Here is a 26,327-nt window from a genome sequence, read left to right as displayed (position 1 = left end):
CTCGCCGGCTCGGCACATCATCACGTCATTTGGACTCATCCGGCCAGCGTGTGAAACTGGGTGCCACCCCGACGATACCGAGTTTCAGAAGGTGCCGAGATGAGCGACACGAGCCCCGCGCAGGACTGGTTCCGCACCACCGACGACCACGAGGAGCTGCGCGCCGCGGTGCGCGACCTGGTGGCCGACAAGGTGACGCCGTACGCCGCCGAGGTGGACGACTCCGCGTCGTACCCACAAGCCGCGCACGACGCCCTGGTCTCCTCCGACTTCCACGCCCCGCACGTGCCGGAGGCCTATGACGGCGTCGGGGCCGACGCGCTCGCCACCTGCATCGTGATCGAGGAGGTCGCCCGCGGCTGCGCGTCGTCCTCGCTGATCCCCGCGGTCAACAAGCTCGGCTCGCTCCCGGTCATGCTCGGCGGCTCCGAGGACCTCAAGCAGCGCTACCTCCCGCGTCTCGTCGCGGGCGAGGGCTTCTCCTACGGACTCTCCGAGCGCGACGCCGGCTCGGACACGGCGTCGATGAGGACCCGCGCCACGGCCGACGGCGAGGACTACGTCCTCAGCGGCCAGAAGTCCTGGATCACCAACGCCGGCGTCTCGGAGTTCTACACCGTCCTGGCCGTCACCGACCCCGAGGCACCTCGCGGCAAGGGCATCAGCGCCTTCGTCGTGGAGAAGTCCGACGAGGGCTTCACCTTCGGCGAGAAGGAGCGCAAGCTCGGCATCAAGGGCTCCCCCACCCGCGAACTGCTCTTCGACAACGTCCGGATCCCCGCCGACCGGATGATCGGCGAGCCCGGCACCGGACTCCAGCTGGCGCTGCGCACCCTCGACCACACCCGAGTCACCATCGGCGCCCAGGCCGTCGGGATCGCCCAGGGCGCCCTCGACTTCGCACTGGGCTACGTGCAGGAGCGCCAGCAGTTCGGCAAGCACATCTCCGACTTCCAGGGCATCCAGTTCATGCTCGCCGACATGGCGATGAAGCTCGAGGCCGCCCGCCAGATGGTCTACGTCGCCGCCGCGAAGTCCGAACGCAACGACGCCGACCTGCCGTTCTTCGGTGCCGCCGCCAAGTGCCTGGCCTCCGACACCGCGATGGAGATCACCGTCGACGCCGTCCAGCTGCTCGGCGGCTACGGCTACACCCAGGACTTCCCCGTCGAGCGGATGATGCGTGACGCCAAGATCACCCAGATCTACGAGGGCACCAACCAGGTCCAGCGCCTGGTGATGGCGCGTCAGCTGCTGGCGGGCAAGCACAACGCTCGCTGACCACGAACCCTCCCGACCGCGCTTCGCCCCACCGGGCGGAGCGCGGTCCTGCATTTCCGGCGCCAGCGAGTAGAACCCCCCAGGGGGTTCTGCTATCGTCTCCCGTAACCCCCTGGGGGGTTCCGAACGGCACCGAGCAGAGGAGTCCACACCATGCGTGAGATCACCATCGACGACCTGGCCTCCGCGGTCGCGGGCGGCGCCCACCTGGTCGACGTCCGCGAGACCGCCGAGTACGTCGCCGGCCACGTGCCCGGCGCGGTCAACATCCCGATGGGGCACCTCACCTCGCGTCTCGACGAGCTCGAGCGCAGCGCTCCGGTGCTGCTCGTGTGTGCCTCCGGCAACCGCAGTGGCGCGATGGCCGACGTCCTGCTCGCGCAGGGCTTCGACCCGGTCAACGTCCTGGGCGGCACCACGGCGTGGATCGCGTCAGGCCGACCGGTCCAGACGGGCACGCAACCGGGACGACGCGACGACGTGGTGACTCGATGACCTCCCCGACCGTCCTGCCCCTCGAGACCCCGACCCTCGGCGACCGCAGCTACCTGGTGCACGACGGCGAGGTCGCCTTCGTCGTCGACCCGCAACGCGACATCGACCGGGTGCTGACGCTGCTCGCCGAGCACGACGTCCGGCTGACCCACGTCTTCGAGACCCACATCCACAACGACTACGTGACCGGCGGGCACGCGCTGGCCCGCAGCACCGGGGCCGCCTACCTCGTCAACGGCGCCGACGAGGTGTCCTTCGCCCGCACTCCCCTGAGCGACGGCCAGGTCGTCGCGGTGGGCGAGCGGATGCGCGTCACCGCCCTCGCCACGCCCGGACACACGTTCACCCACCTCTCCTACGCCCTGACCACCGTCGAGGACGGTCTCGACCGCTCGATCGGCGTCTTCTCCGGCGGTTCCCTGCTCTACGGCGCCACCGGTCGCCCCGACCTGCTCGGGGACGAGCACACCGACGACCTCGTGCGCCACCAGCATGCTTCGGCCCACCGCCTCGCCGAGCTGCTGCCCGACGGCGCCGAGGTCTATCCCACGCACGGCTTCGGGTCCTTCTGCTCAGCCAACCAGTCCGATGCGACCTCCTCGACCATCGGTCAGGAGAAGCGAACCAACCCGGCGCTGACGCAGGACGAGCAGTCCTACGTCGACGAGCTCCTGGCCGGGCTCGGCGCCTGGCCGGCCTACTACGCCCACATGGCGCCGGCCAACGCCGCCGGTCCCGGCGCCCCCGACCTCTCGCTGCCGGCGCTCGCCGAGCCGGCCGAGCTACGCCGGCGGATCGAGGCCGGCGAGTGGGTCGTCGACCTGCGCAGTCGTACGGCGTTCGCCGCGGGCCACGCCCCGGGCACCCTCAACTTCGGCCTCGACGGGGGCTTCGCGACCTACCTCGGGTGGCTGGTCACCTGGGGCACGCCGATCACCCTGCTCGGCCAGACCTCCGAGGAGGTCACCTCTGCGCAGCGTGAGCTGGTCCGGATCGGCATCGACCGACCCGCAGCTCACGCGACCGGGGGGCCGGACGACTGGTCGGACCGTGCGCTGAGCTCCTTCGGCACCGCGACCTTCGCCGACCTCGCCGCTGTGCGGCACCACCGCGAGGTCGTCGTGCTCGACGTACGACGCACCGACGAGCACGACGCGGCTCGGATCCAGGGCGCCGTCAACATCCCGCTCCACGAGCTGTGGCACCGCCTCGACGACGTCCCGGCGGGCGAGGTGTGGGTGCACTGCGCCGGCGGCTACCGCGCCTCGGTGGCAGCGTCGATGCTCGATGCCGTCGGACGCTCCCTGGTGGCCATCGACGATTCCTTCGACAACGCGGAGAAGGTCGGCCTGCACCTCGTCGGGCCGTCGGCGTGACCCTCGTCCTGGCGCTCTTCGCCGGGGCCCTGATCGGGCTCAGCCTGGGCGCCCTCGGTGGCGGCGGGTCGATCCTCGCCGTGCCGGTGCTCGTCTACGTGCTCGGACAGAGCGCCTCCCAGGCCACCACGGGCTCCCTGGTGGTGGTCGGGGTGACCTCCCTGCTGGGGGCCGTGCTCGCCCATCGTGCCGGCCATGTGCTGCTCGCCCGGGGCGTCACGTTCGGCGCCGTCGCGCTGGGCGGAGCCGCCCTCGGGGCCCACTTCTCCAGTCGCGTCCCCGACCCCGTGCTCCTGGCCAGCTTCGCCGCCCTGATGCTCGTGGTCGCGACCGTGATGGGCGTGCGCACGCTTCGCTCGGGCGACACGGTCCCGGCCCAGCGGGCCGCCCTCGACGATCCGATCATCAGCTTCAGCCCTACCTTCGCCTGCCAGTGCCCGCGCGCTCTCAAGGTGCTGCTCACCGCCACGGCCGTCGGACTCCTCACGGGGTTCCTCGGTGTCGGGGGCGGCTTCCTCGTGGTCCCGGCGCTGCTGGTGGCGCTCTCCCTGCCCATCCAGTACGCCGCCGGGACGTCCCTGGTCGTCATCACGATGACCAGCGCCATGGCGCTGGTCGTGCGCGCCGGCGCGGGCGCGGCTCCCGACTGGTGGATCGTGCTCACTCTCACCGCGGCCTCCGCCGCCGGGGCCGCCGCCGGTGTGCGGGTCGCCGCGCGTGCCGACACCCGGCGCCTCCAGTCGGCCTTCACGCTCCTCGTGCTCGGGGTCGCGATCTACACCGCGGCTCGCGCGTTCCCCGCCCTCGCCTGACAACTCTCGCCAGAGATCACCCGACCCATCGACGAACGGAGACCCACCCCATGTGCCGAGCAGTGCGTTGCAAGACCTGCGGCAAGACCTCCTGGGCCGGCTGCGGCCAGCACATCGCCCAGGTGAAGGCCGGCGTGCCGGCCGGGCAGTGGTGCTCCGGCCAGCACAGCGCGGCCGAGAAGTCGGCCGGCTCCGCGCAGCGCAAGGGACTCGTGGCCCGGCTGCTCGGACGCTGAGCGTCCGACTATCCCGTCGTGGGGATCGTCCGAGCCGTCGTCACGGGCGCCCCGATCGACACCAGCTCGGGCCCACCGCAGCAGCCGCCCGCCTGATCGTCGAAGCCGGGCCCGGCGCCGCAGACCCCGGTCTCGGGCAGCGTGAGCTCGACGCGAGCGGCGGCCTCGAGGTCGCCGGCGACCTCGGCGACGATCGAGCGGACCTGTTCGAAGCCGGTCAGGGCCAGGAAGGACGGCGCCCGGCCGTAGGACTTCATGCCGGCGAGGTAGAGCCCGTCCTCGGGCTGACGCAGGAGGTCCGCGCCGTGCGGGCTGACCGTGCCGCAGGAGTGGTGCGCCGGGTGGATCTCCGGCGCCAGCAGCCGCGGCGCGGAGAGCTCACCGTCGAGGTCGAGCTGGACCTCGGAGAGCCAGGAGTGGTCGGGGCGGAAGCCGGTCACGGCCACGACGTGGTCGACGTCGGTCACCTCGCGGCCGTCCAGAGCGGTCAACACCAGACGTCCCGACCCCTCGTCACGGCGTACGGCGACCGTCCGGAAGCCCGTCACCTGCGCGACGGTGGACGACTCCGCCACCGCGCGGGCGTGCTCGCTCAGCGCCCCGCGCGCCTCGAGCTCGTCGGCGTCCCCTCCCCCGAAGGCCTTGGCCGCGTCGCCACGACGCAGGAGCCACGTGATCCGGGTCCCGGGCTCGGCGGCGGCGAGCTCTCCCAGGGCGACCAGCACGTTCTGCGCCGAGGCACCGGCACCGGCCACCGCGACGTGGCGGCCCGCGAGGAGTGCGCGAACCGCGGGGTCGGTGACGTCGGGCATCCCGTAGGTGATCTGCTCGGCCAGCTCGCGCTCCCCCGCCGCGGGGTAGCCGTCGGTGCCGAGGGGGCCGGGCCGGCCCCAGGTGCCCGAGGCATCGAGCACCGCGGCCGCGGTGAGCACCTCGTGGCCGGTGGGCGTCTCGACGTGGACGGCGAAGGGCACCTGCTCGCGGTCGATGGCGACCAAGCGGTCGCGGCCCTGACGGGCCACTCCCACGACGCGGCTCGCCGTACGGATGGAGACGCCGGCGGAGCGCAACGCCTCGGCCAGCGGGGCCAGGTAGTCACCCACCCACTCGGCACCCGTCGGCAGGGCCCGGGCGTCCGGACGCGTCCACCCCGTGGGCTCCAGCAGCCGGGCAGCCGCCTCGTCGACGAGCTCGGACCACGGCGAGAAGAGACGCACGTGACCCCACTCCCGCACGGCTTGGCCGACCGACTCGCCCGCCTCCACGACGATGACGGGCAGACCACGCTCGTGGGCCTGCGCGGCGGCGGCGAGGCCGATCGGACCGGCGCCGACGATGAGCAGGGGGCGGTCGGTGCGGGGAGTGAGGCTCATGGAGGGGTCCTGTTCGGTTGATCGATGTCGGTCGATACAGACCATATCGACCACAATCAATGTCTGCAAGCATCGACGCAGATCGATCATCAACTAGGGTGGCCGCATGGCCCTGCTCGACCCCCTCGCCGCCACGACGTACGCCGACTGGTTCGCCACCCTCGCCGACGCCACCCGCGTGCGCTTGCTCCATGCCGTCGCCTCGAGCCCGAGCGGCTCCATGCGGGTCGGCGACCTCGCCGGCGAGCTCGGGATCAGCCAGGCGACGTGCTCCCACCACGTGCGTCGTCTGGCCGAGGTCGGCTTCGTCGCCGTCGACAAGGTCGGGACGGCGAGCCTGGTGTCGGTCAACCCCGCCTGCTGCACCGGCCTCCCGCACGCCGCCGACGTCGTCATGGGCACGCTGGGGTCCCGGGGCGCCGCTCCGTGCTGCCCCGACGACCTGCCCGCCGACGTCGTGACCCGAGCGATGACCGACGACGACCTGCCGAGGGTGCTGGCGATCTACGCGCAGGGCATCGCCACCCGCAACGCCACCTTCGAGACCGAGCCACCGCCGCTGGACTCCCTGCGCGACCGCTGGCTGCCCCGCCACCGCTGGGTCGCCGAGGTCGATGACGTCCTCGCGGGCTGGACCGCCGTCTCCCCCACCTCGGCGCGCACCTGCTACTCCGGAGTGGGCGAGAGCACGGTCTACGTCGCCGAGGAGGCCCGCGGCCGAGGCGTCGGACGCGCCCTGCTGCACCGTCAGGTCACCGAGGCGGACACCGGTGGCCTGTGGACCCTGCAGACCTCGATCTTCCCGGAGAACCGCGCCAGCCTGGCACTCCACCACGGCGCCGGCTACCGGACGCTCGCCGTACGGTCCCGGATCGCGCAGCTCGACGGCGTCTGGCGCGACACCGTGCTGCTCGAGCGTCGGCGCCCCGAGGAGTGAGCCTGCCCGATGCCGTCGACGTCTGCGTCGTCGGCGGCGGACAGTCCGCGCTCGCCCTCGGCTTCTACCTGCGCCGCGCCGAGCGCGAGCGGACCCGCGCCGGCCGGCGCCCGCTGTCCGTGGTGCTCCTCGACCGGCGCGAGCGCCCCGGTGGCGCCTGGCTGGACGCGTGGCCGAGCCTGCGCCTCTTCTCCCCCGCGGGCTACAGCTCGCTCCCCGGTCGCCTGATGCCCGCGACGGGCAACGACGACAACCCCGACGCCGCGCACGTCGTCGACTACCTGACCGACTACGAGCACCGCTACGACCTCGACGTACGACGACCCGTGCTGGTCGCGGGCGTCCAGGACACCCGCGACGGCCTGGAGGTGCACACCGACCACGGCGACCTGCAGGCGCGAACGGTCGTCAGTGCCACCGGCACCTGGGACCGGCCCTTCTGGCCGAGCTTCCCCGGCGCGGACGTCTTCGCCGGTCGGCAGCTGCACACCAGCGACTACCGCGGGCCCGACGACCTCGCGGGCTCTCGCGTGCTCGTCGTCGGGGGCGGGAACTCCGGCGCCCAGATCGCCGCCGACCTCGTCGACGTCGCCGCCGCGGTGCACTGGGTCACCCGCGAACCCCCTCGCTACCTGCCCGACGACGTCGACGGGCGCGTGCTCTTCGAGGTCGCCACGCGAGCGGTCTCCGACCGGGCCGCCGGACGCGAGAGCGCCGGCGTCGGCTCGCTGGGCGACATCGTCGCGGTCCCGCCCGTGCGCGAGGCCCGCGACCGGGGCGACCTGCAGGCCGAGCCTCCCCCCGTCGCGCTCACCGCGCAGGGCGCGCGCTGGGAGGACGGTCGTGAGGTGGAGCTCGACGCCGTCGTGTGGGCCACGGGCTTCCGTCCGGCCCTGGGTCACCTGCACGGGCTCGGCCTGTCCCGGTCCTCGGGGCATCCGGTCACCGTCGCCCCGGACGGGTCACCCAACGCAGTCCGTTGCGCCGACGGTCGACCCCTGTGGTTCCTCGGGTACGGCGACTGGTGCGGGCCGGCCTCGGCGACCCTCATCGGGGTCGGCCGACCGGCTCGCGACACCGCCGAGGACGTCGTACGCCGTCTCGACGGCTGACCTACTGGCGGGCCTCTGCCGGGTCCAGCAGCTCCAGCTCGCCGAGCAGCGCGAGCACCCGGCGCTCCACGTCGTCGCGGACCTGGCGCACGTCGGCGAGCTCCTGCCCGGCCGGGTCCGCGACGTCCCAGTCGCGGTAGTCCTTGCCCGGGAAGATGGGGCAGGCATCACCACAGCCCATCGTGATGACCACGTCGGCAGCCCGGACCACCTCGTCGGTCCACGGCTTCGGGAACTCGCCGGAGATGTCGATCCCGCGCTCGCCCATCGCCGTCACCGCGGCCGGGTTGACCTCGATGCCCGGCTCGGAGCCGCCCGACCAGGCCACCGCGCGGTCACCGACGTGGTGCGTCAGGAACCCCAGCGCCATCTGGGACCGACCCGCGTTGTGCGTGCAGAGGAAGAGGATCACCGGACGCCCGTCGTCGTGCAGCTTCTCGACCCGCGCCAGGGCGTGCAGGCGCTGGCGGGCGAAGCGCTCGGCGAGCAGCGGCAGGAACGTGACCACGGTCGAACGACCCGCGAACTCGTCGTACGAGGTCGTCAGGAAGCGCTCGATCGTCTCGGCGCCGTACAGGCCGTCGAACTCCCCGGCCAGCCGGGAGGCGGCCCGACGCAGCGCGACCTGCTGGTCGAGGGTGATCTCGCCGCCGGCCTCTTCCGGCAGGTTCTCGACCGGGTTCTGGGGCAAGCTCTGGGAGAGGCTGGTGTCGGTCATCGGGACTCCTTCGTCCGGTGGTGTGTGCGGGGGTGTGTGCGGTGGTGTGCGCGGTGGCAGGTGCTGATGGGGCGTTGGGTGCTGGGGTGCGCCGCTCACGAGGCGGCGGTCGCGACGTCGATCCGGGTCTCGAGCTCGTCGAGGGTGGCCTCGAAGGCCTCATCCGTGTCGATCCGCACCGGGTCCGGCACCGACCAGTGGACGGCGGTGTGCACGCTCGTCGCGTGGCGCACCAGCTCCTCGTGGGCGCGGTCGCAGACGGTGACGACCACTGACGAACCGATGCTGCTGACGTCGAGCTCGGTGGGGCGCCCGGTGAGCCGCACGCCCCGCCTTCCGGCCGCCGTGACGGCGCGCTCGGCGATGCTGTCGGCGGGGTGCGTCCCGGCGGAGGTGGCGCGCGGTCGAGTGCCGGGCCGGGCGTTCCAGAGCGCTGCGGCGATCTGCGACCGCGCGGAGTTCGCCGTACACACGAAGACAATCTCCTCGGCGCCCTCGGCGCCCCCGGCACCCGTAGCTCCCCACAGCGGCGGCGTCGCCACGCCCCCGGGCAACGCCGCCGCGACGAGGCTGACGTAGGACCGTCGACGGTCGGCCTCCGAGCGCCGACGGGCGACGAGACCGACGCGCTCGAGGACGCCGAGGTGGTGGGCCAGGAGGTTGGACGTCATGGCGAGCTCGACCTGCAGCTCGCGCGGCGAGGCGTCTCCGACGGCGAGCAGGTCGACGACCCGGAGCCGCGAGACGTCGGCCAGTGCCGCATGGCGGGCTGCCCGCAGGACCAGGTCGTCCATCATCGCGCCTTTCGCTCAGTAGTTATTGACTCAATAGTTGCTGAGTTACTTACGGCCGTCAAGTCAGCGAGGGCCGCCAGCACCGCGCGCGGTGGACTACGGTCGAGGACCCCAGACCTGACCGCCACGAGCCGCTGGAGCCGACACGTGTCGACCGAAGACCACCGCGCAGAGCGTGAGCCGCGGCGCCGATCCGTGCTGCGCGAGCTGGGCGCAGAGATCGCCGAGGACCGCGTCCTGGGTCTCGCCGCCGAGATCGCCTTCTTCACCGTGCTCAGCCTGTTGCCGGGCCTCCTGGTGGCGGCGGGGTTGCTGAGCTACCTGGAGCTCATCGCCGGCGCCGACGTCGCCGCGCGCACCCAGGTCGAGGTCACCGATGCCTTGAGCCAGATCTTCGACAACCAGGCCGACTCGGTCACCACCGCGGTCGAGACCATCCTCTCGGGGCAATACGGCGGACTGCTCACGGTCGCGACGATCGGCGCCCTGGTGTCGCTGTCGGGGGCCTGGGCCGTGGTGATCGAGGCCCTCAACCACGCCTACGACATCGAGGAGCACCGCACCTGGCTGCGCCGTCGCGGCCTCGGGCTCCTGCTCGGCGCGGCCACCGCGGTCGTGGTCGTCGTCGCCCTCGCCGTCGTGGTCGTCGGCCCCTTGCTCGGTCGTGGCGAGGACGTCGCCGACGTGGTCGGCCTCGGCTCCACGTTCGTGTGGTTCTGGGACGCCGCCCGCTTCCCGACGCTCTTCCTGCTCGTCACTGCCTGGCTCGTGCTCGTCTTCCACGTCGCCCCCAACCGGCCTACGCCGTGGCGGGCCAGCCTGCCGGGTGCTTTCGTCACCACCACCCTGTGGCTGCTGGCCACGCTCGGCTTCAGCATCTACGTCCGGGTCGTGGCCGAGCGCAGCCCCGTCCTCGGAGCCCTCGGCGGCGGCGTCATCCTGCTGACCTGGGTCTACCTGCTGAGCATCGCGCTGCTCGTCGGGGGCGAGCTCAACGCGGTCCTGCAGGTGCGTCGCGAGGCCGCTGCGGCCGGGGAGAGGGCCGCCACGGAGACGGACGAGGACCTCAGCGACGCTCCAGCAGGGTGATCACCTCGAAGTGGCTCGTGTGGGCGAACATGTCGATCACCCGTGCCCGGCGCGGCACCCACGACGGCAGCTGCGCCAGGTCGCGCGCGAGGCTCGTGACGTTGCAGCTGGAGTAGACGACCCAGCGCGCCGACGACGACTCGAGCCTCGCGCACAGGTCGGGGCCGAGGCCGCGCCGTGGCGGGTTGACCACGACCAGCTCGGCGTCGGCGTCGACCGCGGTGGCGTCACCACACACGAAGTCGACCGCCAGGCCGCTCTCGGTCGCCGTCGCCACGGCGCTCGCCACCGCCTCCTCGCTCAGCTCCACCCCCCTCACCCGGCGGCCCGGGGCGGCCAGGTGCAGGGCGAACCCGCCGACGCCGCAGTAGAGGTCGAGCACCGACGACGCCCCGACCTCGTCGGCCCACGACGACGCCTGGCGGTAGAGCGTGGCCGCGAGGTCGGTGTTGGTCTGGAAGAAGCTGCGCGGGCGCAGGTGCAGCACCCGGTCGTTGACCCGCATCGGCAGAGTGAGGCGATCGGTGAGGATCTCCTCCTCCGGCCCTTCGAGGATCGCCTTGTGCTCCGGCTGCCGGTTGACCGAGACCACGGCGACAGACGGATGCTCGGCGAGCAGCGCAGGCAGGTGCTTGCGAATCCGCGGGACGCCCTCGGTGGAGCGGAGCACGAAGCGCACCAGGAACTCGCCGTCCGGCGACTCGGTGACGATCAGGTGCTTCAGCTCGCCACGCCGCAGGCTCACGTCGTACGGCGTGAGGCGGGCGCGCACCACAAACTCCGAGAGCACCTCCAGCAGGCCGTGCATGGCCGGTGAGTACAACGGGCAGAGCCTGAGGTCCACGCCGGTGCCCGACGGGTCCAGGATGCCGAGCGTGGGTGCCTGCGGGGTGCCGGCCACGACCATCTTGGCCTTGTTGCGAAATCCCTCCGTGGCACTGGCCGCCGTCGACAACCAGGACACCCCGGAGATGTCCGGGTGGTCCGCCAGCGCCTCGCGGCAGCGGCGCTCCTTGGCGTCCAACTGCACGTCGTACGGCGTCGGCAGCTCGGTGCACGACCCGCACCTGCCCGCGGCGAAGTAGGCGCAGTCCACGAGATGAGCGTAGTCAACCAACCGAAGTGCCCCGCATCGCATCTGACAAGGTGACCGACACGCTCTCACCGGGGAGACCGCATGCCACGACCACCATCCGACGCCGAGTTCAGCGAGCTCGTCCAGGCGTCCTGGGCCTCGCTCTACCGCACGGCCTACCTCCTGCTCGGCGACCGCGCCGAGGCAGAGGACCTCGTCCAGACCGCGCTCGCCAAGACCTACGCCTCCTGGTCCAAGGTCCGCACCATCGAGGCGGCGCCGGGCTACGCCCGCACGACTCTGATCAACACCGCCAGCTCGTGGTTCCGCAAGAAGTCGTGGCGCAACGAACGTCCGACGCAGACGCTGCCCGAGCAGGGCGTCACCCACGACCCGTCCGACCGTCCGGCGGTCATCGCCGCCCTGGCTCAGCTCCCACCGCGGCAACGCGCCGTGGTGGTGCTGCGCTACTACGACGACCTCAGCGTTGCCAGCACCGCACACGCCCTCGGCATCACCGAGGGCACCGTGAAGAGCCAGACCTCCGACGCCCTCGCCCGGCTGCGCGCGCTGCTCGGCGACGCCGTCGTCCCCGACACCCTGGGAGCCCACCATGACTGAGCGTCTCACCGCCCTGATGACCGCCGAGGCAGACCTGCTCGACGTACCACCCGCACCCACGGCCACCGTGCTGACACGCGGCCGGACGCTCCGCCGGCGACGCCGCGGAGCCCGGCTCGGCACCGGCCTCGTCGCCCTGGCACTGGTCGCCGGGGTCGGTCTCGCGGTGACGTCGGGCTCGGACGACCGTGGCGATGCCCTCGATCCGAGCGGGTCCCCCTCGGCCGGCGCCGATGCGCCGGACCTCGGGGCCGTGTTCGCGATCGGACCCGACGTCCACCTCACCGGCGTGGACGTGGTCGCCGACATCGACGACGTCACCGTGAAGTCGATGTACTACACCTCGGCGGGCGTCCTGGTGCGGCACGGCGACAACAGCTACAGCGACGGGGGCGGGCCTCAGCGGTTCTCCCTCGTCGGAACTGACGGCGTCGTCACGCCCCTGGCCCTCGTGACCGAGGGCATTGTCCACGCCACCGACCCGTCCCAGCCGTACGTCGTCTACGTCGACCGCCCCGACGGACTCGACGGTGTGGCTGTCCTGCACGTGCGTGACGTCACGACCGACAGCGAGGTCGCGACCGTCGACCTGCCCGAGGCCACCGAGGGCTATTCCCCCGCCTCGCTCGACGGTGACACCGTCTACGTGCGCAACGGCAGCTCGGTCCTCACCGTCGACTGGCGTGAGGCGACCGTGGGCACGTCGGACACCCTCACCAGCGAGGTGGTCGCCGGAGGCCACGCGATCGAGGGCTACGGCGAGGACCCGACGGTCGTCGACGTCGCCACCGGGCGCACCCTGCTCTCGGCCGACCTGAACCCGGACGCCTACGGCTACTTCAGTCTGTCGCCCGACGGTGCCTCGGCGGTGCTGTTCGTCGACGACGACACCTTCGGGAGCGGTGGCGCGTCCGAGACCACGGCGTACGACGTCGAGACGGGCGCGACCCTGACGGTGCCCGGCGCGAGCTACGACTACGGATGGACCAGCGCCGGAGACCTCTTCAGGGTCTCCGAGCCGGGCATCGTGACGACCTGCGTCGTCTCCACGGGTGAGTGCGCCGAGACCGACGCGAAGCTCGACGTCCTCCCCGACACCAACTACCGGACCCGGACCGTCGAGGACGACCTCGTGCTCGGAGGTGTCACCCGCGAGTCCTGAGGTGGCTCGTCAGCAGACGTCGGCGACCCGGTAGATCACGGTCCTCGTGGCGTCCACGCCGAAGCTCGCCTCCGCCGGCCAGCCGTCGAAGAGCGCCTCGTTGAGCTCGAACCTCGGACTGGCCCGCTCCTGCGGGCCGACCAGGACGTAGTCGACGGGCTGGGTGACCAGCAAGGCGCACGCGGTGCCCGGGCTCGGGGCGGAGTAGATCGCCGCGATCGCCTCCTGGCGCGCCGCGACGTCGTACCCGGCGGAGGAGGCCCAGGAGGAGTAGCCGAGCGCGACGCCGCGTCCGGCCAGCAGGGGCGCGGAGTAGAGCTGGTCGTAGTCGGTGAGGAAGGTCGAGCGCAGCGGCGTCTCGGCGATGATCCAGTCCATCGCCTCCTGCTGGGTCTCGTCGCCGAAGACGCCCACCACGTAGTCGTTCTTGACGGTCATCGCGTCGATCACGCCGGAGACGACCAGGAGGCCGGTCAGCGACACGGCGGTCGTCCTGGCCACCAGGCCCCGGAGGCGGATCCCGCGAGCGTGGCGTCGGAGCAGCCGGCCCCCGCTCACCCAGATCATCACGAGTGCGAACGCGACGAACGGGCCGGCGAGGTTCTCCCAGAGGTTGAAGACCTTGTGGTTCTGCCCACCGACGTCCTGACCGACCTGCACGACGCTCCCCCACAGGAAGACGGAGGTCGTCGCCGCGATGATCCGGCGGTCGCGCCACGACCCGAGTGCGAAGGCGAGCGCGAGCAACGGGATGAACGCGCCTTCGTTGAGCCACCAGTACTGGGCGAACGACCACCAGTCGGCCACCGACAGCAGGTCCATGTCTCCGCCGTGGCACGACGAGGCGGTCGAGGCGCAGGTGAGGTAGCCGAGATGGATCCCCAGCCCGCCCTCGGCGCTCCCCCCGTTGAGCAGCAGCGCCTGCGGCACGGCCAGCGCCAAGGCCGGTACGGCGAACCACGCGCCGGCCTTCAGCCAGGCCACGAGCCGGCGCCGGTCGGCCCGGGCGGCGAGCACACCGAGCAGCAGCAGCGCTCCGAGGAAGACCGCGGCGGCCAGCCACACGACGCCGTTGAGCCAGAAGGCCACGCCGAAGGTCACTCCCACCCCGGCGAGCACCCGCCTGTCGGGTGCCTCACCGTCGCCGAGACCAACCAGGTGCGCGAGCACCGCGTAGACCAGGAGCAGGACGAGCGCCATCGCCACGATCAGGTGGGTCTGGGTCAGGTAGGCGTTGGGCGTGTTGAACATGACGATCCGGTCGTCGGTGTAGGGCCCGCCGGTGAGGTAGCCCTCGTGCGCCCACAGCACGCTGGGGCGCAGCGCCGTGAGGAGACTGCCGCCGCCGTCCTCCTGCACGTAGCGCAGCCACCCCAGCGACTGGTTGGTCAGCAGGAGGGCCACGGCGACCAGGCCGGCCCACACCCCGCGGTCGCTCCACCACCGAGGCGGAGCCACCGGGCTGAAGAGCAGCCGGGCGATGGCGAACGTCGTCAGCAGCATCGTGGTGAAGCCGATGATCGCGGGCAGGTTGAACGACCACAGCAGCGAGAGCCCACCCTCCTGGAGCATCGCGGCGAAGAAGTCGAAGCCGAAGTGGTAGCGGATCGGCTCGCCGGCGAAGAACGGGTACTGCGTCGGGTAGTTCGCGCCGACCGAGAACGACCGCGAGAGCGCACCGTGCAGGCCCAGGTCACCCCAGGTGTTGGCCGAGACCAGGGTCTCGCCGTTCTCCTGGCGCAGCCGGGAGTGCATGAACCACCACGAGACGGCCACCGCGAGGACGGCCAGCGCGGCGTCGAGCCGCGGGATCCGCAGGTCCGGCGGGCGCACCCGCCTGCCGACCACCAGGAGCACGACGCCTGCCAGGGCGGTGCTGACGATCAGTCCCAGCTGCAGGGCGCGCTCGGCCCATCCGAGGACCTCGGCGGCGGTGAAGGCCACGGCGTACGTCGTCCACGACGTGACGACGACCGCGAGCAGAAAGCCTCCCGGGATCCGCACGATCGCGGGGGCCGACGGCAGCGCTCGAGTCAGGACGGCGAAGCCGGCCAGGCCGGCGACGAGCAGGTACGCGGCCGCCAGCACGCGGTCACTCTAGTGGCGCGGGAGGCCCCTGCTCGAGGAGTGCGGTGAAGCCGGCCTCGTCGAGAATGGGGACGCCGAGCTGCTCGGCCTTCTCGGCCTTGGAGCCGGCGCTCTCCCCGACCACCACGAAGTCCGTCTTCTTCGACACCGACCCCGACGCCTTGCCGCCGCGGGACAGGATCGCCTCCTTGGCGGAGTCGCGGCTGTAGTCGACCAGGGACCCGGTCACCACGATGGTCAGCCCCTCCAGGGTGCGTGGGGTCGACTCGTCGCGCTCGTCGGCCATCGTGACCCCGGCCCGCTCCCACTTGTCGACGATGGCGATGTGCCAGTCGTGGGTGAACCACTCGATGACGGCCTCGGCGATCGTCGGCCCGACGCCCGCGGCGGCCGCCAGCTGCTCCTCGGTGGCCGCCCGGATCGCCTGCATCGAGCCGAACTCGGTGGCCAGGGCGCGCGCGGCGGTCGGACCGACGTGGCGGATCGACAGACCGACGACGACCCGCCACAGCGGGACCTGCTTGGCCTGGTCGAGGTTGTCGAGCAGGCGCTGCCCGTTGGCGGAGAGGACCCGGCCCTCGGTCGCGCCCTCCTCGAGCTCGGCCTTCTTGGCGGCCCTGGTGAACAGGTCGGTCCGCATCAGCTTCGCGGCGTCCAGGTCGAAGACGTCGCCCTCGTCGGTGATCACCCCGGCCTCGAGCAGGGCAGCCGCCGCCTCCGAGCCGAGGCCCTCGATGTCGAACGCCCCGCGCCCGGCGACGTGGAAGACCCGGTCGAGCATCTGCGCCGGGCACTTCTGGTGGTTGGGGCAGCGCAGGTCCTTGTCGCCCTCCTTCTGCTGGGCCAGGGTGGTGCCGCACGAGGGGCACTCGGTCGGCATCACCCACGCCTCCAGCCCCTCGGGACGCAGAGGGAGGACCGGCCCGACGATCTCGGGGATCACGTCGCCGGCCTTGCGCAGCACCACGGTGTCGCCCGGACGCACGTCCTTGCGAGTGACCTCGTGGGCGTTGTGCAACGTCGCGCGCTCGACCGTGGAGCCCGCGACGCGCGTCGGCTCCATCACCCCGAACGGCGTGACCCGGCCGGTGCGCCCGGTGTTGACCTCGATGGCCAGCAGCTTGGCATTGACCTCCTCGGGCGGGTACTTGAACGCGATCGCCCAGCGTGGGGCACGACTCGTGGAGCCGAGGCGTCGTTGCAGACCGACGTCGTCGACCTTGATCACCACGCCGTCGATCTCGTAGGGCACGATCGTGTGGCGTCGCTCCCCGACGTCGTCGATGAAGGCCTCGACCTCGGTCGGCGACGCCAGCACCCTGACCTGGTCGGAGGTGGGCAGGCCCCACGCCGCCAACGCGTCGTACGCCTGTGACTGCGCGGTCGGCACGAAGCCGTCACGCGCCCCGATCCCGTGACAGACCATGCCGAGCGCGCGGGTGGCGGTGACCCGCGGATCCTTCTGCCGCAGCGAACCCGCGGCGGCGTTGCGCGGGTTGGCGAAGACCGGCTTGCCGGCATCGGTCATCGCGACGTTGAGCCGCTCGAACGCCGCGACCGGCAAGAACACCTCACCGCGCACCTCGACCGACGCCGGCACCGGGAACTCGTCGGTGCCCGTGAGCCGGTGCGGGATGGAGTCGATCGTCTTGACATTGGGCGTCACGTCCTCGCCGGTCCGGCCGTCGCCGCGGGTCAGGGCGCGCGTCAGCCGACCGTCCTCGTAGAGCAGGTTGATCGCGAGTCCGTCGACCTTGAGCTCGCACAGCAGCGCCGGCGCCTCGACGCCGTCGCGGGCGAGTCGGGCATGCCACTGCTCGAGCTCCTCGTAGCTGAAGGCGTTGTCCAGGCTCTCCATCCGCTGCTGGTGATCACGCGCGGTGAAGTCGGTCGAGACCGACCCGCCGACCTTCTGGGTCGGCGAGTCGGGCGTGCGCAGCTCCGGGTGCGCCTCCTCGAGCGCCTCGAGCCGGCGCAGGCGCTGGTCGAAGTCGGCGTCGTCCAGCACCGGGTCGTCGAGCACGTAGTAGCGCCACCGGGCGTCCTCGACCTCCTCGGCCAGCAGGCGGTGCTCCTCGCGCGCGGCCTCGGGAGCAGCCTCGGGAACGGGGTCGGGGGACGTCTCGGACATGGGGACATCTTGCCGGTGACCACCGACGTGGCACACCTCACCCATCCGGGTGCCCGGACGGGAGCGAATCTCACCCGTGAGCAATGAACAGTCGCGCGAGGACGTCGCCCCCCAGACCCGGTCCGGACGCGCTGTGACGCGCCTGGACGTTGCCGCCTCCGCCGCCGGCGCCGCACCTCGGGGCCTGGTCCTGGCCCTGCACGGCGGCAAGCAGACCAGCCGCCAGCCGGTGGACGGCCGCAGTGCCTCCTGGAAGCGGATGGCGGCCCTGCAGCGCACGATCACCCCCGACCTGCACGAGGAGCAGATCAGCACCTGGCTGCTGCGCTACGAGGTGCGCGGCTGGAACGGCGGCGCGCCGGTGGCCGACGCCCGCTGGGCCCTGGAGCAGGTACGCCGTGAGGTCGGCGACGTGCCCGTCGTACTGCTGGGGCACTCGATGGGGGCCCGCACCGCCGCCTACGTCGCCGACGACCCCTCCGTGATCGGGGTCGTCGGGCTCGCCCCCTGGTGGCAGCCGGACGACTCGGTGGCCGCGCTGCGCGGCAAGCCCGTGTCGGCGGCTCACGGCAGCACCGACAAGATCACCTCGGCGCGGATGACGCGCGCGTTCCTCGATCGCGCCGAGGGCATCGCGGCGAGCACCGAGTTCTGCGACATGGGCCGGGTCGGGCACTACATGTTCCGCAACGTCCGCGCGTGGAACGGGTTCGCGGCCTCGCGCTGCCTGCAGCTGCTGCGCTGACCTGCACGAACGCCACAATTGTGGAGTTGTGGCACGGTTCGGCGCCGCCGACATGTCATAACGGCACAATTGTGGGATCTGAGCACGCCTGAACGCGCTCGCGAAGAACTTCTGCGTCTTTTTCCCGTCGCCGGGAATGAAACGGAACCGTACCCTCTTGCAAGGTACGAAACCGTTCCGTTTCATCCAGTGACGAAGGCCACACCGCCATGACCCCAGCACCACCCCCGCCCGGCGCCGAGGGCGGCACCCGTCCTCGTGTCGAGGGTGAGCGCGAGCAGGAGATCCTCGACGCCACCCTCGACGTCCTGGTCGATGTCGGCTACGACCGGCTCACGATGGACGCGGTCGCCTCAGCGGCCCACGCCTCCAAGGCGACGCTCTACCGCCGCTGGACCGGCAAGGCCGTGCTGGTCATCGACGCGCTCCTCTCCCAGAAGGAGCCGCACGCCCTGCCGGACACCGGCAGCCTGCGCGAGGACCTGCTGGGGGCCTTCTGCGGGATGGGTGGACTCACCGACCAGCGGCAGATCGCCATCTTGGGCAGCGTGATCACCGCGATCGCCCGCGACGAGGACTTCGCCACAGTGTTCCGCCGCGACTTCATCGGGCCCAAGGCCGCCATGGCCGAGGAGATCTTCCACCGGGCTCGGACGCGTGGGGAGATCCGTGCCGACCTCGATCTCGACCTGATCGCCCCGGCACTCCCGGGCATCGTCCTGCACCGGATCTTCATGCTCGGCGAGAGCCCCGACAGCGGCTTCATCACCGAAGTCGTCGACCAGATCATCCTGCCCGCCGTCGCTGTCGGGCAGCCCACTCCAGCCAGCAACCCCGACCACTCCGCCACGCCAGCCACGAACTCGAAGGACAACCCATGACCGACCTGACCCGAGCCGAGGCACCTGCCCCGGACGCGAACCCCCCGCGCGAGCTGAATCTCGCCTGGGCGCTCGTGCTCATCTCGATGGCCCAGCTGATGGTGGTGCTCGACGCCTCCATCGCCAACATCGCCCTGCCCTTCATCGGCGCGGACCTCAACATCAACGACGCCAACCTGACGTGGATCGTCACCGGCTACGCCCTCGCCTTCGGCGGGCTGCTGCTCCTCGGCGGCCGGCTCGGCGACCTCTACGGCCGTCGCCGCGTCTTCATGATCGGCCTGTCCATCTTCGCTGTCGCCTCGCTCCTGGGCGGTGTCGCGGGCAACGAGGGGCTGCTTCTCGCCTCGCGCGGTCTGCAGGGCCTCGGCGCCGCCCTCGCCTCGCCCGCCGCCCTGGCGCTGATCACCACGACGTTCCCCGCCGGTCCGGCCCGCAACCGCGCCTTCGCGGTGTACGCCGCCATGTCCGGCGCCGGCGCGGCTGTCGGCCTGATCCTCGGTGGCTGGCTCACCGGCCTCGACCCGATCCTCGGTCTCGAGGGCTGGCGCTACACCTTCCTGATCAACGTCCCGATCGGTCTCGTCGCAGCCTTCCTGGCTCCCCGCTTCCTCAACGAGTCCGAGTCGCACCCCGGTCAGCTCGACATCCCCGGTGCGATCACGGGCACGTTCGGCCTGCTCGGCCTGGTCTACGGCTTCAGCCGCGCCGGCGAGGAAGCCCACGGGTGGGGCGACACGTGGACGATCGCCTCGCTGGCCGCCGGTGTCGCACTGCTCGCCGTCTTCGCCGTCATCGAGTCCCGCGTGGCGCACCCCCTCCTGCCGGTCCGGGTGTTCGCCAACCGCACCCGCGCCACCAGCTTCCTGGTGATGGCGCTCGTGCCCGCCGCGATGTTCGCGATGTTCTACTTCCTCAGCCTCTTCATCCAGCTGGTCGTCGGCTACAGCCCGCTGCACACCGGGTTCGCGTTCCTGCCGTTCTCCGTGGGCATCGTGATCGGGGCGGGCATCTCGTCCAACCTGGTCAACCGGATCGACGCGCGCTACATCGCGGGGGTCGGCACCCTGATGGCCGCCGTCGCCCTGTACGGGTTCTCCCGCCTGTCGGTCCCGACCGGCACCGCTGACCTGTTGGCGGTCGGTCCCGACAGCTTCCTGGGCGCCGGCGTCAACTACTGGTCGTCGATCTTCCCGTTCATCATCTTGATGTCGGTCGGCATGGGCATGGTGTTCGTGCCGCTGACCCTGACCGCCGTGCACCACCTGCGCTCGGAGGACTCCGGCATCGGCTCCGGCGTGCTCAACACGATGCAGCAGGTCGGCGGCGCGCTCGGCCTCGCCATCCTCGGCACCGTCTCGCTGCACTACGCGAGCAACACCAAGACTGACCTGTTCCAGGACCTCGTGGCACAGGGCAAGTCCCCCGCCGAGGCGGGCCGGCTGGCCTACATCGGCTCGTTCACCGAGGGCGCCTCGGCGGCGTTCCTGGTCGGTGCGGTGCTGATCCTGATCGGCTCCCTGGCGATCTGGGCGTTCCTCAACGTCAAGCACCAGGAGCTGGCCACCGACGGACCCGAGGGTCTGCCGGTCCACGTCGGCTGACGCTCGACCCGCACGACGTACGACGAGGCCCGGTCACCGCGAGGTGGCCGGGCCTTCGTGCGCGCGAATCCGTGCGCCGGGCCGCGTGTCAGCCGAGGTTGGCGGCGGCCGAGCGGGAGATCTTCAGCGCGCGCCGGGCCCACTCGCCCGAGGCTCCGGCCTGCCCACATGCCGGGGAGACGCCGAGCGCGGGCGCTGCCTCCTCGGGATCGATCCCGAGCATGTCGAGCCAGCGGCGCAGACGCTCCACCACGGCGGTGTCGGTCAGGCCCGGGTCGTCGAGGGGCGGGACGACGCCGAGCACGACCCGGTCGCCGGCCTCCAGGGCGCTCCCGAGCGCCTCGTGGCCGGCGCCGTCGAGCGTCGCGACGTCGACGAGCAGACCGCGGGCTCCGGCGCCCCGCACGAGCTCGAGGGGGGTCTCGGGGGCGCAGGCGTGCACCCAGGGCTCGGCGCCCTCCTCGGCGATCGCCGCGAGCACCCAGCCGAGCTGCTCGGAGGCTTCGGGCGGATGCAACGTGCGGTGGCGTCCGAAGCCGGACGCGGTCGGCACGCCGCCGCCCATCACGGCAGCGAGCGCCGGCTCGTCGACCTGGACGACGAGCCGCGAGGCCTCCCCCACTGGCCCCCGGTCGTCGAGGCGACGCCGTACGTCGCGCACGTGGCCGCGCACCGACTCGGCGAGCGCCTGGGCCAGGTCGCGGCGGGCACCGTGGTCGCTGAGGACCTTGTCGCCACGGGGCTTCTCGACCATCGCCGCCAACGTCCACGGACCGACGACCTGCACCTTGAAGGCGCCGTCGTAGCCCTGGGTGTGCTCCTCGAGCACGTCGAGGTCCTGGTCGAGGCGGCTGCGGGCGCGCCGGTGGTCGACGCCGTTGCTGTCGGTCAGTCGCCAGCCGGCGGGCTGCAGGTCGACGCCGATGCCGTCGACCAGTGAGAGCGTGCGTCCGATCATCCCCGAGGTGACCCCGCGCGCCGGGAGCTCGGGCAGGAACGGCAAGCCGTGCTCGCCGCGGTCTCCGGCCAGCTCGTCCAGGACGACCTGGAGGGCTGAGGCGAGGTCGTCGCCCGGCATCGACCCGATGCCGGTCGCGATCGTCATCGACTCATCACGCCCGACCTGCCGGCACTCGGTCGGTCGCCGAGATCGTGGCTGACCCGACGACCCGGGTGCCGTCGTACACCACGACGGCCTGCCCCGGGGCGATGCCGTACGCCGGCTCGTGCAGCTCGACGGCCACCTCGTCGCCGGCGACGCTCACCGTCGCGGGGAGCTCCTCGCCGTGGGCGCGCAGCTGCACCGTGACGTCGGGGCCGGAGAGCCGCTCGGGCACGGCGCCGCACCAACGCGGACGGATGCCACGCAGCGAGTGGACCGCGAGCCGCTCACGCGGGCCGACCGTCACGGTGCCGGAGACCGGTTCGATGTCGAGCACGAAGCGCGGCTTGCCGTCGGGCGCGGGGCGCCCGATCCGCAGACCCTTGCGCTGGCCGATGGTGTAGCCGTAGGTGCCCTCGTGGCGACCGAGGACCTCGCCGGAGTCGTCGTCGACGATGTCGCCGCCCTCGTTGGGGGCGCGGTCGCCGAGCTTCTCCTTGAGCCAGCCGGCGTTGTCGCCGTCGGCGACGAAGCAGATGTCGTGGCTGTCGGGCTTGTCGGCCACGAGCAGTCCGCGCCGCTCGGCCTCGAGCCGCACGGCGGGCTTCGTGGAGTCGCCGAGCGGGAAGAGGGAGTGTGCCAGCTGACGCTGGTCGAGCACGCCGAGCACGTAGGACTGGTCCTTCCCGTCGTCGATCGCGCGGTGCATCTCGATCAGTCCGCCCTCGGCCTCCGGTCCGCGACGCAGCTGCGCGTAGTGCCCGGTCGCGACAGCGTCGAAGCCCAGGGCCAGGCCCTTCTCGAGCACCGCGGCGAACTTGATCTTCTCGTTGCAGCGCAGGCACGGGTTGGGGGTGCGCCCGGCGGCGTACTCGTCCATGAAGTCCTCGACCACGTCCTCGTGGAACTCCGCCGAGAGGTCCCAGACGTAGAAGGGGATGCCGATCACGTCGGCGGCACGGCGGGCGTCGTTGCTGTCCTCGATCGTGCAGCAGCCGCGTGCGCCCGACCGGTAGGACTGGGGGTTGCGCGACAGCGCGAGGTGGATGCCCGTGACGTCGTGGCCGGCCTCCGCGGCGCGCGCGGCGGCCACGGCGGAGTCGACCCCACCGGACATGGCGGCGAGGACCTTCACTCAGATCACCACCAGATCACCACTGGGTCACCGTCGGGCCGCCCTGGCCCGCTCCACGACCGGGCCGATCGCCGCGACGACAGCGTCGACGTCGACCTGGGTGGAGGTGTGTCCGAGCGAGAACCGGAGCGAGTGCCGCGCGGACTCCTCCGAGCAACCCATCGCCAGCAGCACGTGGGACGGCTGGGCCACCCCCGCCGAGCAGGCGGATCCCGTGGAGCACTCGATGCCGCGTGCGTCGAGGAGCATCAACAGCGAGTCGCCCTCGCAGCCGGGGAAGCCGAGGTGGGCGTTGCCGGGCAGCCGGCGGTCGGGGTCCCCGTGCAGGTGCGCGTCGGGGACCTCGGCGACCACGCGTCGGACGAGGTCGTCGCGCAGCTCGGTGAGACGGGTGGCGTGCTCGGCCTGCTGCTTGACCGCCAGCTCGACGGCGGCCGCGAAGCCGGCGATCGCCGGGGCGTCGAGGGTGCCGCTGCGGATGTCGCGCTCCTGCCCACCGCCGTGCGACAGCGGCGTGACGCCGAGCTCACGCCGTACGACGAGCGCCCCGACGCCGTACGGGCCGCCGACCTTGTGGCCGGTGACGGTCATCGCGTCCACGCCCGAGGCGGCGAAGTCGAGCGGCACGGCACCGAGCGCCTGCACGGCGTCGGTGTGCACGGGGATGCCGTGCTGGGAGGCGATGGCGACGACCTCCTCGATCGGCTGCAGCGTGCCGACCTCGTTGTTGGCCCACATCACCGAGATCAGCGACGTCGGCGCGTCGGAGGTCAGCGCCCGCAGCTCGTCGAGGTCGATCCGGCCCGCGGTGTCGACGCCGAGGAGGCGGACCTCCGCCTCGTCACAGTCCTGGAGCCAGCGAAGCGGATCCAGCACCGCGTGGTGCTCGATCGCGCTCGAGACCAGTCTCGGCGTCCCCCCGAGCACGGCCGTCCGCGACCAGTGGATGCCCTTGAGGGCGAGGTTGTCGGACTCGGTGCCACCGGAGGTGAATACGACCTCGCCGGGGCGGCAGTTGAGGGCCTGGGCGATCGTCTCGCGCGACTCCTCGACCACGCGCCGGGCGCGCCGCCCCGAGGCGTGCAGCGAGCTGGCGTTGCCGACGTCTCGCAGGTGCTCGGTCATCGCCTCGATCGCCGCGGGCACCATGGGTGTGGTGGCGGCGTGGTCGAGGTAGTGCACCTGCTCGTTCATGTGGTCCCAGCGTACGGCCAGGGTGGGGTCAGGCCTTCACCCGCAGCGTCCCCAGCCTGCTCGGAGCCCCGGGCGCCACCGCGCACGCCAGGCCCTGCTCGAAGGAGGAGCCGTCCCCGTAGGCGGTGAGCTCGACGGCCAGCCGCTTCGGCACGCGCACGGCGTACCGTCCGGCGGCCGGCGCCTCGAACGACGAGACCCTGCCCGTGCCGCGCAGGGTGAGCGACCCGGAGGGCGGGATCTCGGTGCGCGGGACCCGCAGCTTGCGCACCGCCGCGCGGGTGGGGCCCACGCGCAGCTTGGCGCGGTCGGCGCGGCCCTCCACCGACTCCACGCCGAACTGCCGCAGCGTCGCCACGGTGTCCGCGGGCAGGACGAGCGACACCTTGATCCGTCGCTCGGCCACGGTGCTGCCCGCGGCGGCCTTCTTCGGCAGCCTCGCCCTCACCCTCACGTCGACGACTCCCGAGCCCTGCCCGAAGTCGCAGACGTACGCCGTGTCCAGCGTGGCCTTCGTGCCCGCCGCCTCCGCCTCGGGAGCGATGCGGACGGTGACCAGCAGGGCGGCCACCAGGGCGAGCGCGAGGATCCTCTTCACGGGTCGGAGCCTACGTCAGCCGGCAGCTCCACGGGGCCGACTGCCGCTGATCCGTGCCGCCTCCCGCACGGCGGCGAGGTTGCGCACCCCGGCCCGAGAGCCCGCCAGCTTGGCCCGCACGTGCTCGTCGACGGTGACCGCGTCGTAGAGGGCCGGGTGGTCGTCGTCGACGTACGTCGGGAGCGGCCCCACGAGCGCGTCGGCGTTGCCGTCGTGGAAGAACGCCGCCGAACGGCGGCGCTGGATCGTGCCGTCGACCACCGGCGGCTTCACCCGGTGCAGGGTCGAGAGCCACCGCTCGTTGGTCAGCCGTGCGGTCAGGTCGCCGAGGTTCACGAGGAGGGCACCGTCGAGCGGGGTCACGTCGTGCCACCCGCCGGTGCGGTCGAGCACCTGCAGGCCCCTGACCTGGTCGGCCCAGAGCACCGTGACGATCCCGAAGTCGGTGTGCTCCCCCATGCCGGTCAGGTCCCCGTCCAGGTCGACCTCGGTGCCCTCGGGCAGCGCGTAGTTGTTCATCCGCGGCACGTCGATCGAGTGGTCGGCGAGCTCGTCGAAGAACCTCGTCGGCAGCCCGAGCGCGTCACCGAAGATCCTGGTCAGGGTCCGGGCGACCCGTCCTGCCTCGGAGAAGTACGCCGAGACGTGTTCTTCGAAGCCGTGAACCTCAGGCCAGGTGTTCTCGGCGTAGTGCTCGGCGATCAGCTCGACGCCCGCGTAGTCGCTCGCGGCGCGTCCCACGTTGTAGGCCTCGAAGAAGTCGTTCATCCGGGTGGCCGACTCGACGCCGAGGCTCAGGCTCAGCGACTCGGACTTCGGGGCGGTGTAGCCGCGGTTCTCCCCCGCCGGACGGATCCACCGGCGCTTGTCGTCCACGGGCTGGTCGAAGAAGGCGTCCATCGCCTGCCCCAACCCGAAGACGACCTCGGGGGCGATCCCGTGGCCGAGGACCTGGATGAATCCCACCTCGCGGCACGCGCGGTCGATCGCGACAGCGACGGCGGCCCGCTCGGTCGGCGCACTGTCGACGACGTACGGCGAGATGTCGACGACGGGGACCTGGAAGGTGCTGGTGGTGCCTGAGGTGGCGAGCTGACTCATGGCGGACTCCTCGTGGGAAACGGATGGGTACGTCGTTCGGAGGTGTCCGTTTCCGACCCACGGGCGCGGGGCGATGTCCTGTTGAACTCGAGCGACCCCTCCAGGCTAGGCGACTTCTGTTTCGCAGCGATGAACTCGACTCCTGCCAGAATCCGGAGCATGGACAGCTCACGCGCCATCGTGATCCAGCCGTACGACGACAGCTGGCCGGCCGAGTTCGCGAGGGTGGAGGCCCTGCTGCGCGAGTCGCTCGACCAGGTGGCCGAACGCATCGACCACATCGGCTCAACGGCGGTGCCCGGGCTGGCGGCCAAGGACGTCATCGACGTCCAGGTGGCCGTGGCATACCTCGCGCCGGAAAGAGTCTCCACAGATCGTTCGAACAGTCTCGCGATTGTCGGTGGCTCGTTCTAGAATGGGGGCATGCCCGAGACCACCACCCCGACCGCGATCGCCGCGGTCCGCGACGCCCAGGACGCAGTCGCTGCGGCCGAGGTCGTGTCGTTGCAGGCCGTGGTGGCCTGGGCGGTCGAGCACCGCGTCGAGCTCGGTGTCGTGACGCCGGAGTCGTTCGGCGAGAACGGTGTCCTGTTGGGTGGGGTCGGGTGTCCACTGGTCTCCGAGTTCGACGTCTACGACCTCGCCGCCACGCTGGGCATGTCATCCG

At 71.9% G+C, this 26,327-nt stretch carries 26 protein-coding genes; 15 read left to right on the top strand and 11 right to left on the bottom strand.

Annotation, left to right across the window (positions count from 1 at the left end):
• The first annotated feature begins 99 nt into the window (after window positions 1–99).
• The 5 genes from Q1K33_RS04230 to Q1K33_RS04210 all read left to right on the top strand — a co-directional run bounded on the left by Q1K33_RS04230 (window position 100) and on the right by Q1K33_RS04210 (window position 4,200).
• The gene (locus Q1K33_RS04230) at window positions 100–1,281 is read left to right on the top strand and encodes an acyl-CoA dehydrogenase family protein (protein WP_300400989.1); all 1,182 of its coding nucleotides are present in this window, start codon (window positions 100–102) and stop codon (window positions 1,279–1,281) included.
• A gap of 153 nt (window positions 1,282–1,434) precedes the next feature.
• Window positions 1,435–1,776, top strand: coding sequence for a rhodanese-like domain-containing protein (locus Q1K33_RS04225; protein WP_300400986.1), 342 nt, complete (start codon window positions 1,435–1,437; stop codon window positions 1,774–1,776).
• Window positions 1,773–3,152 (top strand): MBL fold metallo-hydrolase, encoded by a 1,380-nt coding sequence (locus Q1K33_RS04220; protein WP_300400984.1) that lies wholly within the window; start codon window positions 1,773–1,775, stop codon window positions 3,150–3,152. The genes Q1K33_RS04225 and Q1K33_RS04220 overlap by 4 nt, the downstream gene beginning before the upstream one ends.
• Window positions 3,149–3,964 (top strand): sulfite exporter TauE/SafE family protein, encoded by an 816-nt coding sequence (locus tag Q1K33_RS04215; protein ID WP_300400982.1) that lies wholly within the window; start codon window positions 3,149–3,151, stop codon window positions 3,962–3,964. Before Q1K33_RS04220 ends, Q1K33_RS04215 begins: the two co-directional genes overlap by 4 nt.
• Window positions 3,965–4,014: 50 nt before the next feature.
• Complete coding sequence (locus Q1K33_RS04210) at window positions 4,015–4,200, top strand: hypothetical protein (RefSeq protein ID WP_300400981.1); 186 nt, start codon at window positions 4,015–4,017, stop codon at window positions 4,198–4,200.
• 8 nt (window positions 4,201–4,208) lie between these two features.
• Here the strand turns inward: Q1K33_RS04210 and Q1K33_RS04205 are convergent, their stop codons facing one another.
• Window positions 4,209–5,573 (bottom strand): NAD(P)-binding domain-containing protein, encoded by a 1,365-nt coding sequence (locus tag Q1K33_RS04205; RefSeq protein ID WP_300400979.1) that lies wholly within the window; start codon window positions 5,571–5,573, stop codon window positions 4,209–4,211.
• A gap of 106 nt (window positions 5,574–5,679) precedes the next feature.
• Between Q1K33_RS04205 and Q1K33_RS04200 the strand changes: the two genes are divergently transcribed.
• Together Q1K33_RS04200 and Q1K33_RS04195 are read left to right on the top strand one after the other, a co-directional pair.
• A complete protein-coding gene (locus Q1K33_RS04200; protein WP_300400977.1) occupies window positions 5,680–6,510 on the top strand; it encodes a GNAT family N-acetyltransferase in 831 nt (276 codons plus the stop codon).
• Complete coding sequence (locus Q1K33_RS04195) at window positions 6,507–7,622, top strand: ArsO family NAD(P)H-dependent flavin-containing monooxygenase (protein ID WP_300400975.1); 1,116 nt, start codon at window positions 6,507–6,509, stop codon at window positions 7,620–7,622. The genes Q1K33_RS04200 and Q1K33_RS04195 overlap by 4 nt, the downstream gene beginning before the upstream one ends.
• Before the next feature lies 1 nt (window position 7,623).
• Here Q1K33_RS04195 and Q1K33_RS04190 read toward each other — a convergent pair whose 3' ends face one another.
• Both Q1K33_RS04190 and Q1K33_RS04185 read right to left on the bottom strand, forming a co-directional pair.
• Complete coding sequence (locus tag Q1K33_RS04190) at window positions 7,624–8,340, bottom strand: arsenate reductase ArsC (protein ID WP_300400973.1); 717 nt, start codon at window positions 8,338–8,340, stop codon at window positions 7,624–7,626.
• Window positions 8,341–8,435: 95 nt separating this feature from the next.
• Window positions 8,436–9,134, bottom strand: a complete 699-nt coding sequence (locus tag Q1K33_RS04185; protein WP_300400970.1) for an ArsR family transcriptional regulator — start codon at window positions 9,132–9,134, stop codon at window positions 8,436–8,438.
• 147 nt (window positions 9,135–9,281) lie between these two features.
• Here Q1K33_RS04185 and Q1K33_RS04180 point away from each other — a divergent pair, with 147 nt between their 5' ends.
• On the top strand, window positions 9,282–10,223 hold the full coding sequence (locus Q1K33_RS04180; RefSeq protein WP_300400967.1) for a YihY/virulence factor BrkB family protein: 942 nt from the start codon (window positions 9,282–9,284) through the stop codon (window positions 10,221–10,223).
• On the opposite strand, the gene rlmC is transcribed toward Q1K33_RS04180, so the two are convergent.
• Window positions 10,201–11,319 (bottom strand): 23S rRNA (uracil(747)-C(5))-methyltransferase RlmC, encoded by a 1,119-nt coding sequence (gene rlmC, locus Q1K33_RS04175; RefSeq protein ID WP_300400964.1) that lies wholly within the window; start codon window positions 11,317–11,319, stop codon window positions 10,201–10,203. The two genes, Q1K33_RS04180 and rlmC, sit on opposite strands and share 23 nt — an antisense overlap.
• Before the next feature lie 81 nt (window positions 11,320–11,400).
• Between rlmC and Q1K33_RS04170 the strand changes: the two genes are divergently transcribed.
• Together Q1K33_RS04170 and Q1K33_RS04165 are read left to right on the top strand one after the other, a co-directional pair.
• The gene (locus Q1K33_RS04170; protein WP_300400963.1) at window positions 11,401–11,919 is read left to right on the top strand and encodes a SigE family RNA polymerase sigma factor; all 519 of its coding nucleotides are present in this window, start codon (window positions 11,401–11,403) and stop codon (window positions 11,917–11,919) included.
• A complete protein-coding gene (locus tag Q1K33_RS04165; RefSeq protein ID WP_300400960.1) occupies window positions 11,912–13,081 on the top strand; it encodes a hypothetical protein in 1,170 nt (389 codons plus the stop codon). The genes Q1K33_RS04170 and Q1K33_RS04165 overlap by 8 nt, the downstream gene beginning before the upstream one ends.
• Window positions 13,082–13,090: 9 nt before the next feature.
• On the opposite strand, the gene Q1K33_RS04160 is transcribed toward Q1K33_RS04165, so the two are convergent.
• On the bottom strand, window positions 13,091–15,169 hold the full coding sequence (locus tag Q1K33_RS04160) for a hypothetical protein (protein ID WP_300400958.1): 2,079 nt from the start codon (window positions 15,167–15,169) through the stop codon (window positions 13,091–13,093).
• 4 nt (window positions 15,170–15,173) lie between these two features.
• Window positions 15,174–17,300: an NAD-dependent DNA ligase LigA gene (gene ligA / locus Q1K33_RS04155; RefSeq protein ID WP_300400954.1), complete on the bottom strand. Its 2,127-nt coding sequence runs from the start codon at window positions 17,298–17,300 to the stop codon at window positions 15,174–15,176.
• Window positions 17,301–17,376: 76 nt separating this feature from the next.
• Here ligA and Q1K33_RS04150 point away from each other — a divergent pair, with 76 nt between their 5' ends.
• From Q1K33_RS04150 to Q1K33_RS04140, 3 genes are all read left to right on the top strand, one after another.
• On the top strand, window positions 17,377–18,045 hold the full coding sequence (locus Q1K33_RS04150; protein WP_300400952.1) for an alpha/beta fold hydrolase: 669 nt from the start codon (window positions 17,377–17,379) through the stop codon (window positions 18,043–18,045).
• Window positions 18,046–18,254: 209 nt separating this feature from the next.
• Window positions 18,255–18,926: a TetR/AcrR family transcriptional regulator gene (locus tag Q1K33_RS04145; protein WP_300400949.1), complete on the top strand. Its 672-nt coding sequence runs from the start codon at window positions 18,255–18,257 to the stop codon at window positions 18,924–18,926.
• Window positions 18,923–20,530 (top strand): MFS transporter, encoded by a 1,608-nt coding sequence (locus tag Q1K33_RS04140; RefSeq protein WP_300400946.1) that lies wholly within the window; start codon window positions 18,923–18,925, stop codon window positions 20,528–20,530. The genes Q1K33_RS04145 and Q1K33_RS04140 overlap by 4 nt, the downstream gene beginning before the upstream one ends.
• A gap of 88 nt (window positions 20,531–20,618) precedes the next feature.
• Here the strand turns inward: Q1K33_RS04140 and Q1K33_RS04135 are convergent, their stop codons facing one another.
• From Q1K33_RS04135 to Q1K33_RS04115, 5 genes are read right to left on the bottom strand one after another with little or no spacing between them, the layout of a single operon-like run.
• Window positions 20,619–21,635, bottom strand: a complete 1,017-nt coding sequence (locus Q1K33_RS04135; RefSeq protein WP_300400943.1) for a methionine synthase — start codon at window positions 21,633–21,635, stop codon at window positions 20,619–20,621.
• Window positions 21,636–21,642: 7 nt separating this feature from the next.
• Window positions 21,643–22,767 carry a tRNA 2-thiouridine(34) synthase MnmA gene (gene mnmA, locus Q1K33_RS04130; protein WP_300400941.1) on the bottom strand — a complete coding sequence of 375 codons (1,125 nt, stop codon included), beginning with the start codon at window positions 22,765–22,767 and terminating at the stop codon, window positions 21,643–21,645.
• 27 nt (window positions 22,768–22,794) lie between these two features.
• A complete protein-coding gene (locus Q1K33_RS04125; protein ID WP_300400939.1) occupies window positions 22,795–23,961 on the bottom strand; it encodes a cysteine desulfurase family protein in 1,167 nt (388 codons plus the stop codon).
• 28 nt (window positions 23,962–23,989) lie between these two features.
• The gene (locus Q1K33_RS04120) at window positions 23,990–24,559 is read right to left on the bottom strand and encodes a DUF6801 domain-containing protein (protein ID WP_300400936.1); all 570 of its coding nucleotides are present in this window, start codon (window positions 24,557–24,559) and stop codon (window positions 23,990–23,992) included.
• Window positions 24,560–24,574: 15 nt separating this feature from the next.
• The gene (locus Q1K33_RS04115) at window positions 24,575–25,660 is read right to left on the bottom strand and encodes a 2-oxoglutarate and iron-dependent oxygenase domain-containing protein (RefSeq protein ID WP_300400934.1); all 1,086 of its coding nucleotides are present in this window, start codon (window positions 25,658–25,660) and stop codon (window positions 24,575–24,577) included.
• Between the two features lie 159 nt (window positions 25,661–25,819).
• Here Q1K33_RS04115 and Q1K33_RS04110 point away from each other — a divergent pair, with 159 nt between their 5' ends.
• Together Q1K33_RS04110 and Q1K33_RS04105 are read left to right on the top strand one after the other, a co-directional pair.
• Entirely contained in the window at window positions 25,820–26,074 is a 255-nt protein-coding gene (locus Q1K33_RS04110; protein ID WP_300400931.1) for a GrpB family protein, read from the top strand.
• Window positions 26,075–26,083: 9 nt separating this feature from the next.
• Window positions 26,084–26,327: hypothetical protein (locus Q1K33_RS04105; protein WP_300400928.1), on the top strand; the 244-nt coding region annotated here is incomplete at its 3' end.

It is taken from the genome of Nocardioides sp. (assembly GCF_029937575.1).
GTDB lineage: Bacteria > Actinomycetota > Actinomycetes > Propionibacteriales > Nocardioidaceae > Nocardioides.
The sequence above is the reverse complement of the archived record's forward strand: the minus strand, read 5'-3'. Positions and strand labels throughout refer to the sequence as shown.

Bases quoted from the DNA above. Each gene is read 5' to 3' on its own strand.
- Q1K33_RS04230 (WP_300400989.1), top strand. From the start codon at position 100: ATGAGCGACACGAGCCCCGCGCAGGACTGGTTCCGCACCACCGACGAC.
- Q1K33_RS04225 (WP_300400986.1), top strand. From the start codon at position 1,435: ATGCGTGAGATCACCATCGACGACCTGGCCTCCGCGGTCGCGGGCGGC.
- Q1K33_RS04220 (WP_300400984.1), top strand. From the start codon at position 1,773: ATGACCTCCCCGACCGTCCTGCCCCTCGAGACCCCGACCCTCGGCGAC.
- Q1K33_RS04210 (WP_300400981.1), top strand. From the start codon at position 4,015: ATGTGCCGAGCAGTGCGTTGCAAGACCTGCGGCAAGACCTCCTGGGCC.
- Q1K33_RS04205 (WP_300400979.1), bottom strand. From the start codon at position 5,573: ATGAGCCTCACTCCCCGCACCGACCGCCCCCTGCTCATCGTCGGCGCC.
- Q1K33_RS04200 (WP_300400977.1), top strand. From the start codon at position 5,680: ATGGCCCTGCTCGACCCCCTCGCCGCCACGACGTACGCCGACTGGTTC.
- Q1K33_RS04190 (WP_300400973.1), bottom strand. From the start codon at position 8,340: ATGACCGACACCAGCCTCTCCCAGAGCTTGCCCCAGAACCCGGTCGAG.
- Q1K33_RS04185 (WP_300400970.1), bottom strand. From the start codon at position 9,134: ATGGACGACCTGGTCCTGCGGGCAGCCCGCCATGCGGCACTGGCCGAC.
- Q1K33_RS04170 (WP_300400963.1), top strand. From the start codon at position 11,401: ATGCCACGACCACCATCCGACGCCGAGTTCAGCGAGCTCGTCCAGGCG.
- Q1K33_RS04165 (WP_300400960.1), top strand. From the start codon at position 11,912: ATGACTGAGCGTCTCACCGCCCTGATGACCGCCGAGGCAGACCTGCTC.
- ligA (WP_300400954.1), bottom strand. From the start codon at position 17,300: ATGTCCGAGACGTCCCCCGACCCCGTTCCCGAGGCTGCTCCCGAGGCC.
- Q1K33_RS04145 (WP_300400949.1), top strand. From the start codon at position 18,255: ATGACCCCAGCACCACCCCCGCCCGGCGCCGAGGGCGGCACCCGTCCT.
- Q1K33_RS04140 (WP_300400946.1), top strand. From the start codon at position 18,923: ATGACCGACCTGACCCGAGCCGAGGCACCTGCCCCGGACGCGAACCCC.
- Q1K33_RS04135 (WP_300400943.1), bottom strand. From the start codon at position 21,635: ATGACGATCGCGACCGGCATCGGGTCGATGCCGGGCGACGACCTCGCC.
- Q1K33_RS04125 (WP_300400939.1), bottom strand. From the start codon at position 23,961: ATGAACGAGCAGGTGCACTACCTCGACCACGCCGCCACCACACCCATG.
- Q1K33_RS04115 (WP_300400934.1), bottom strand. From the start codon at position 25,660: ATGAGTCAGCTCGCCACCTCAGGCACCACCAGCACCTTCCAGGTCCCC.
- Q1K33_RS04110 (WP_300400931.1), top strand. From the start codon at position 25,820: ATGGACAGCTCACGCGCCATCGTGATCCAGCCGTACGACGACAGCTGG.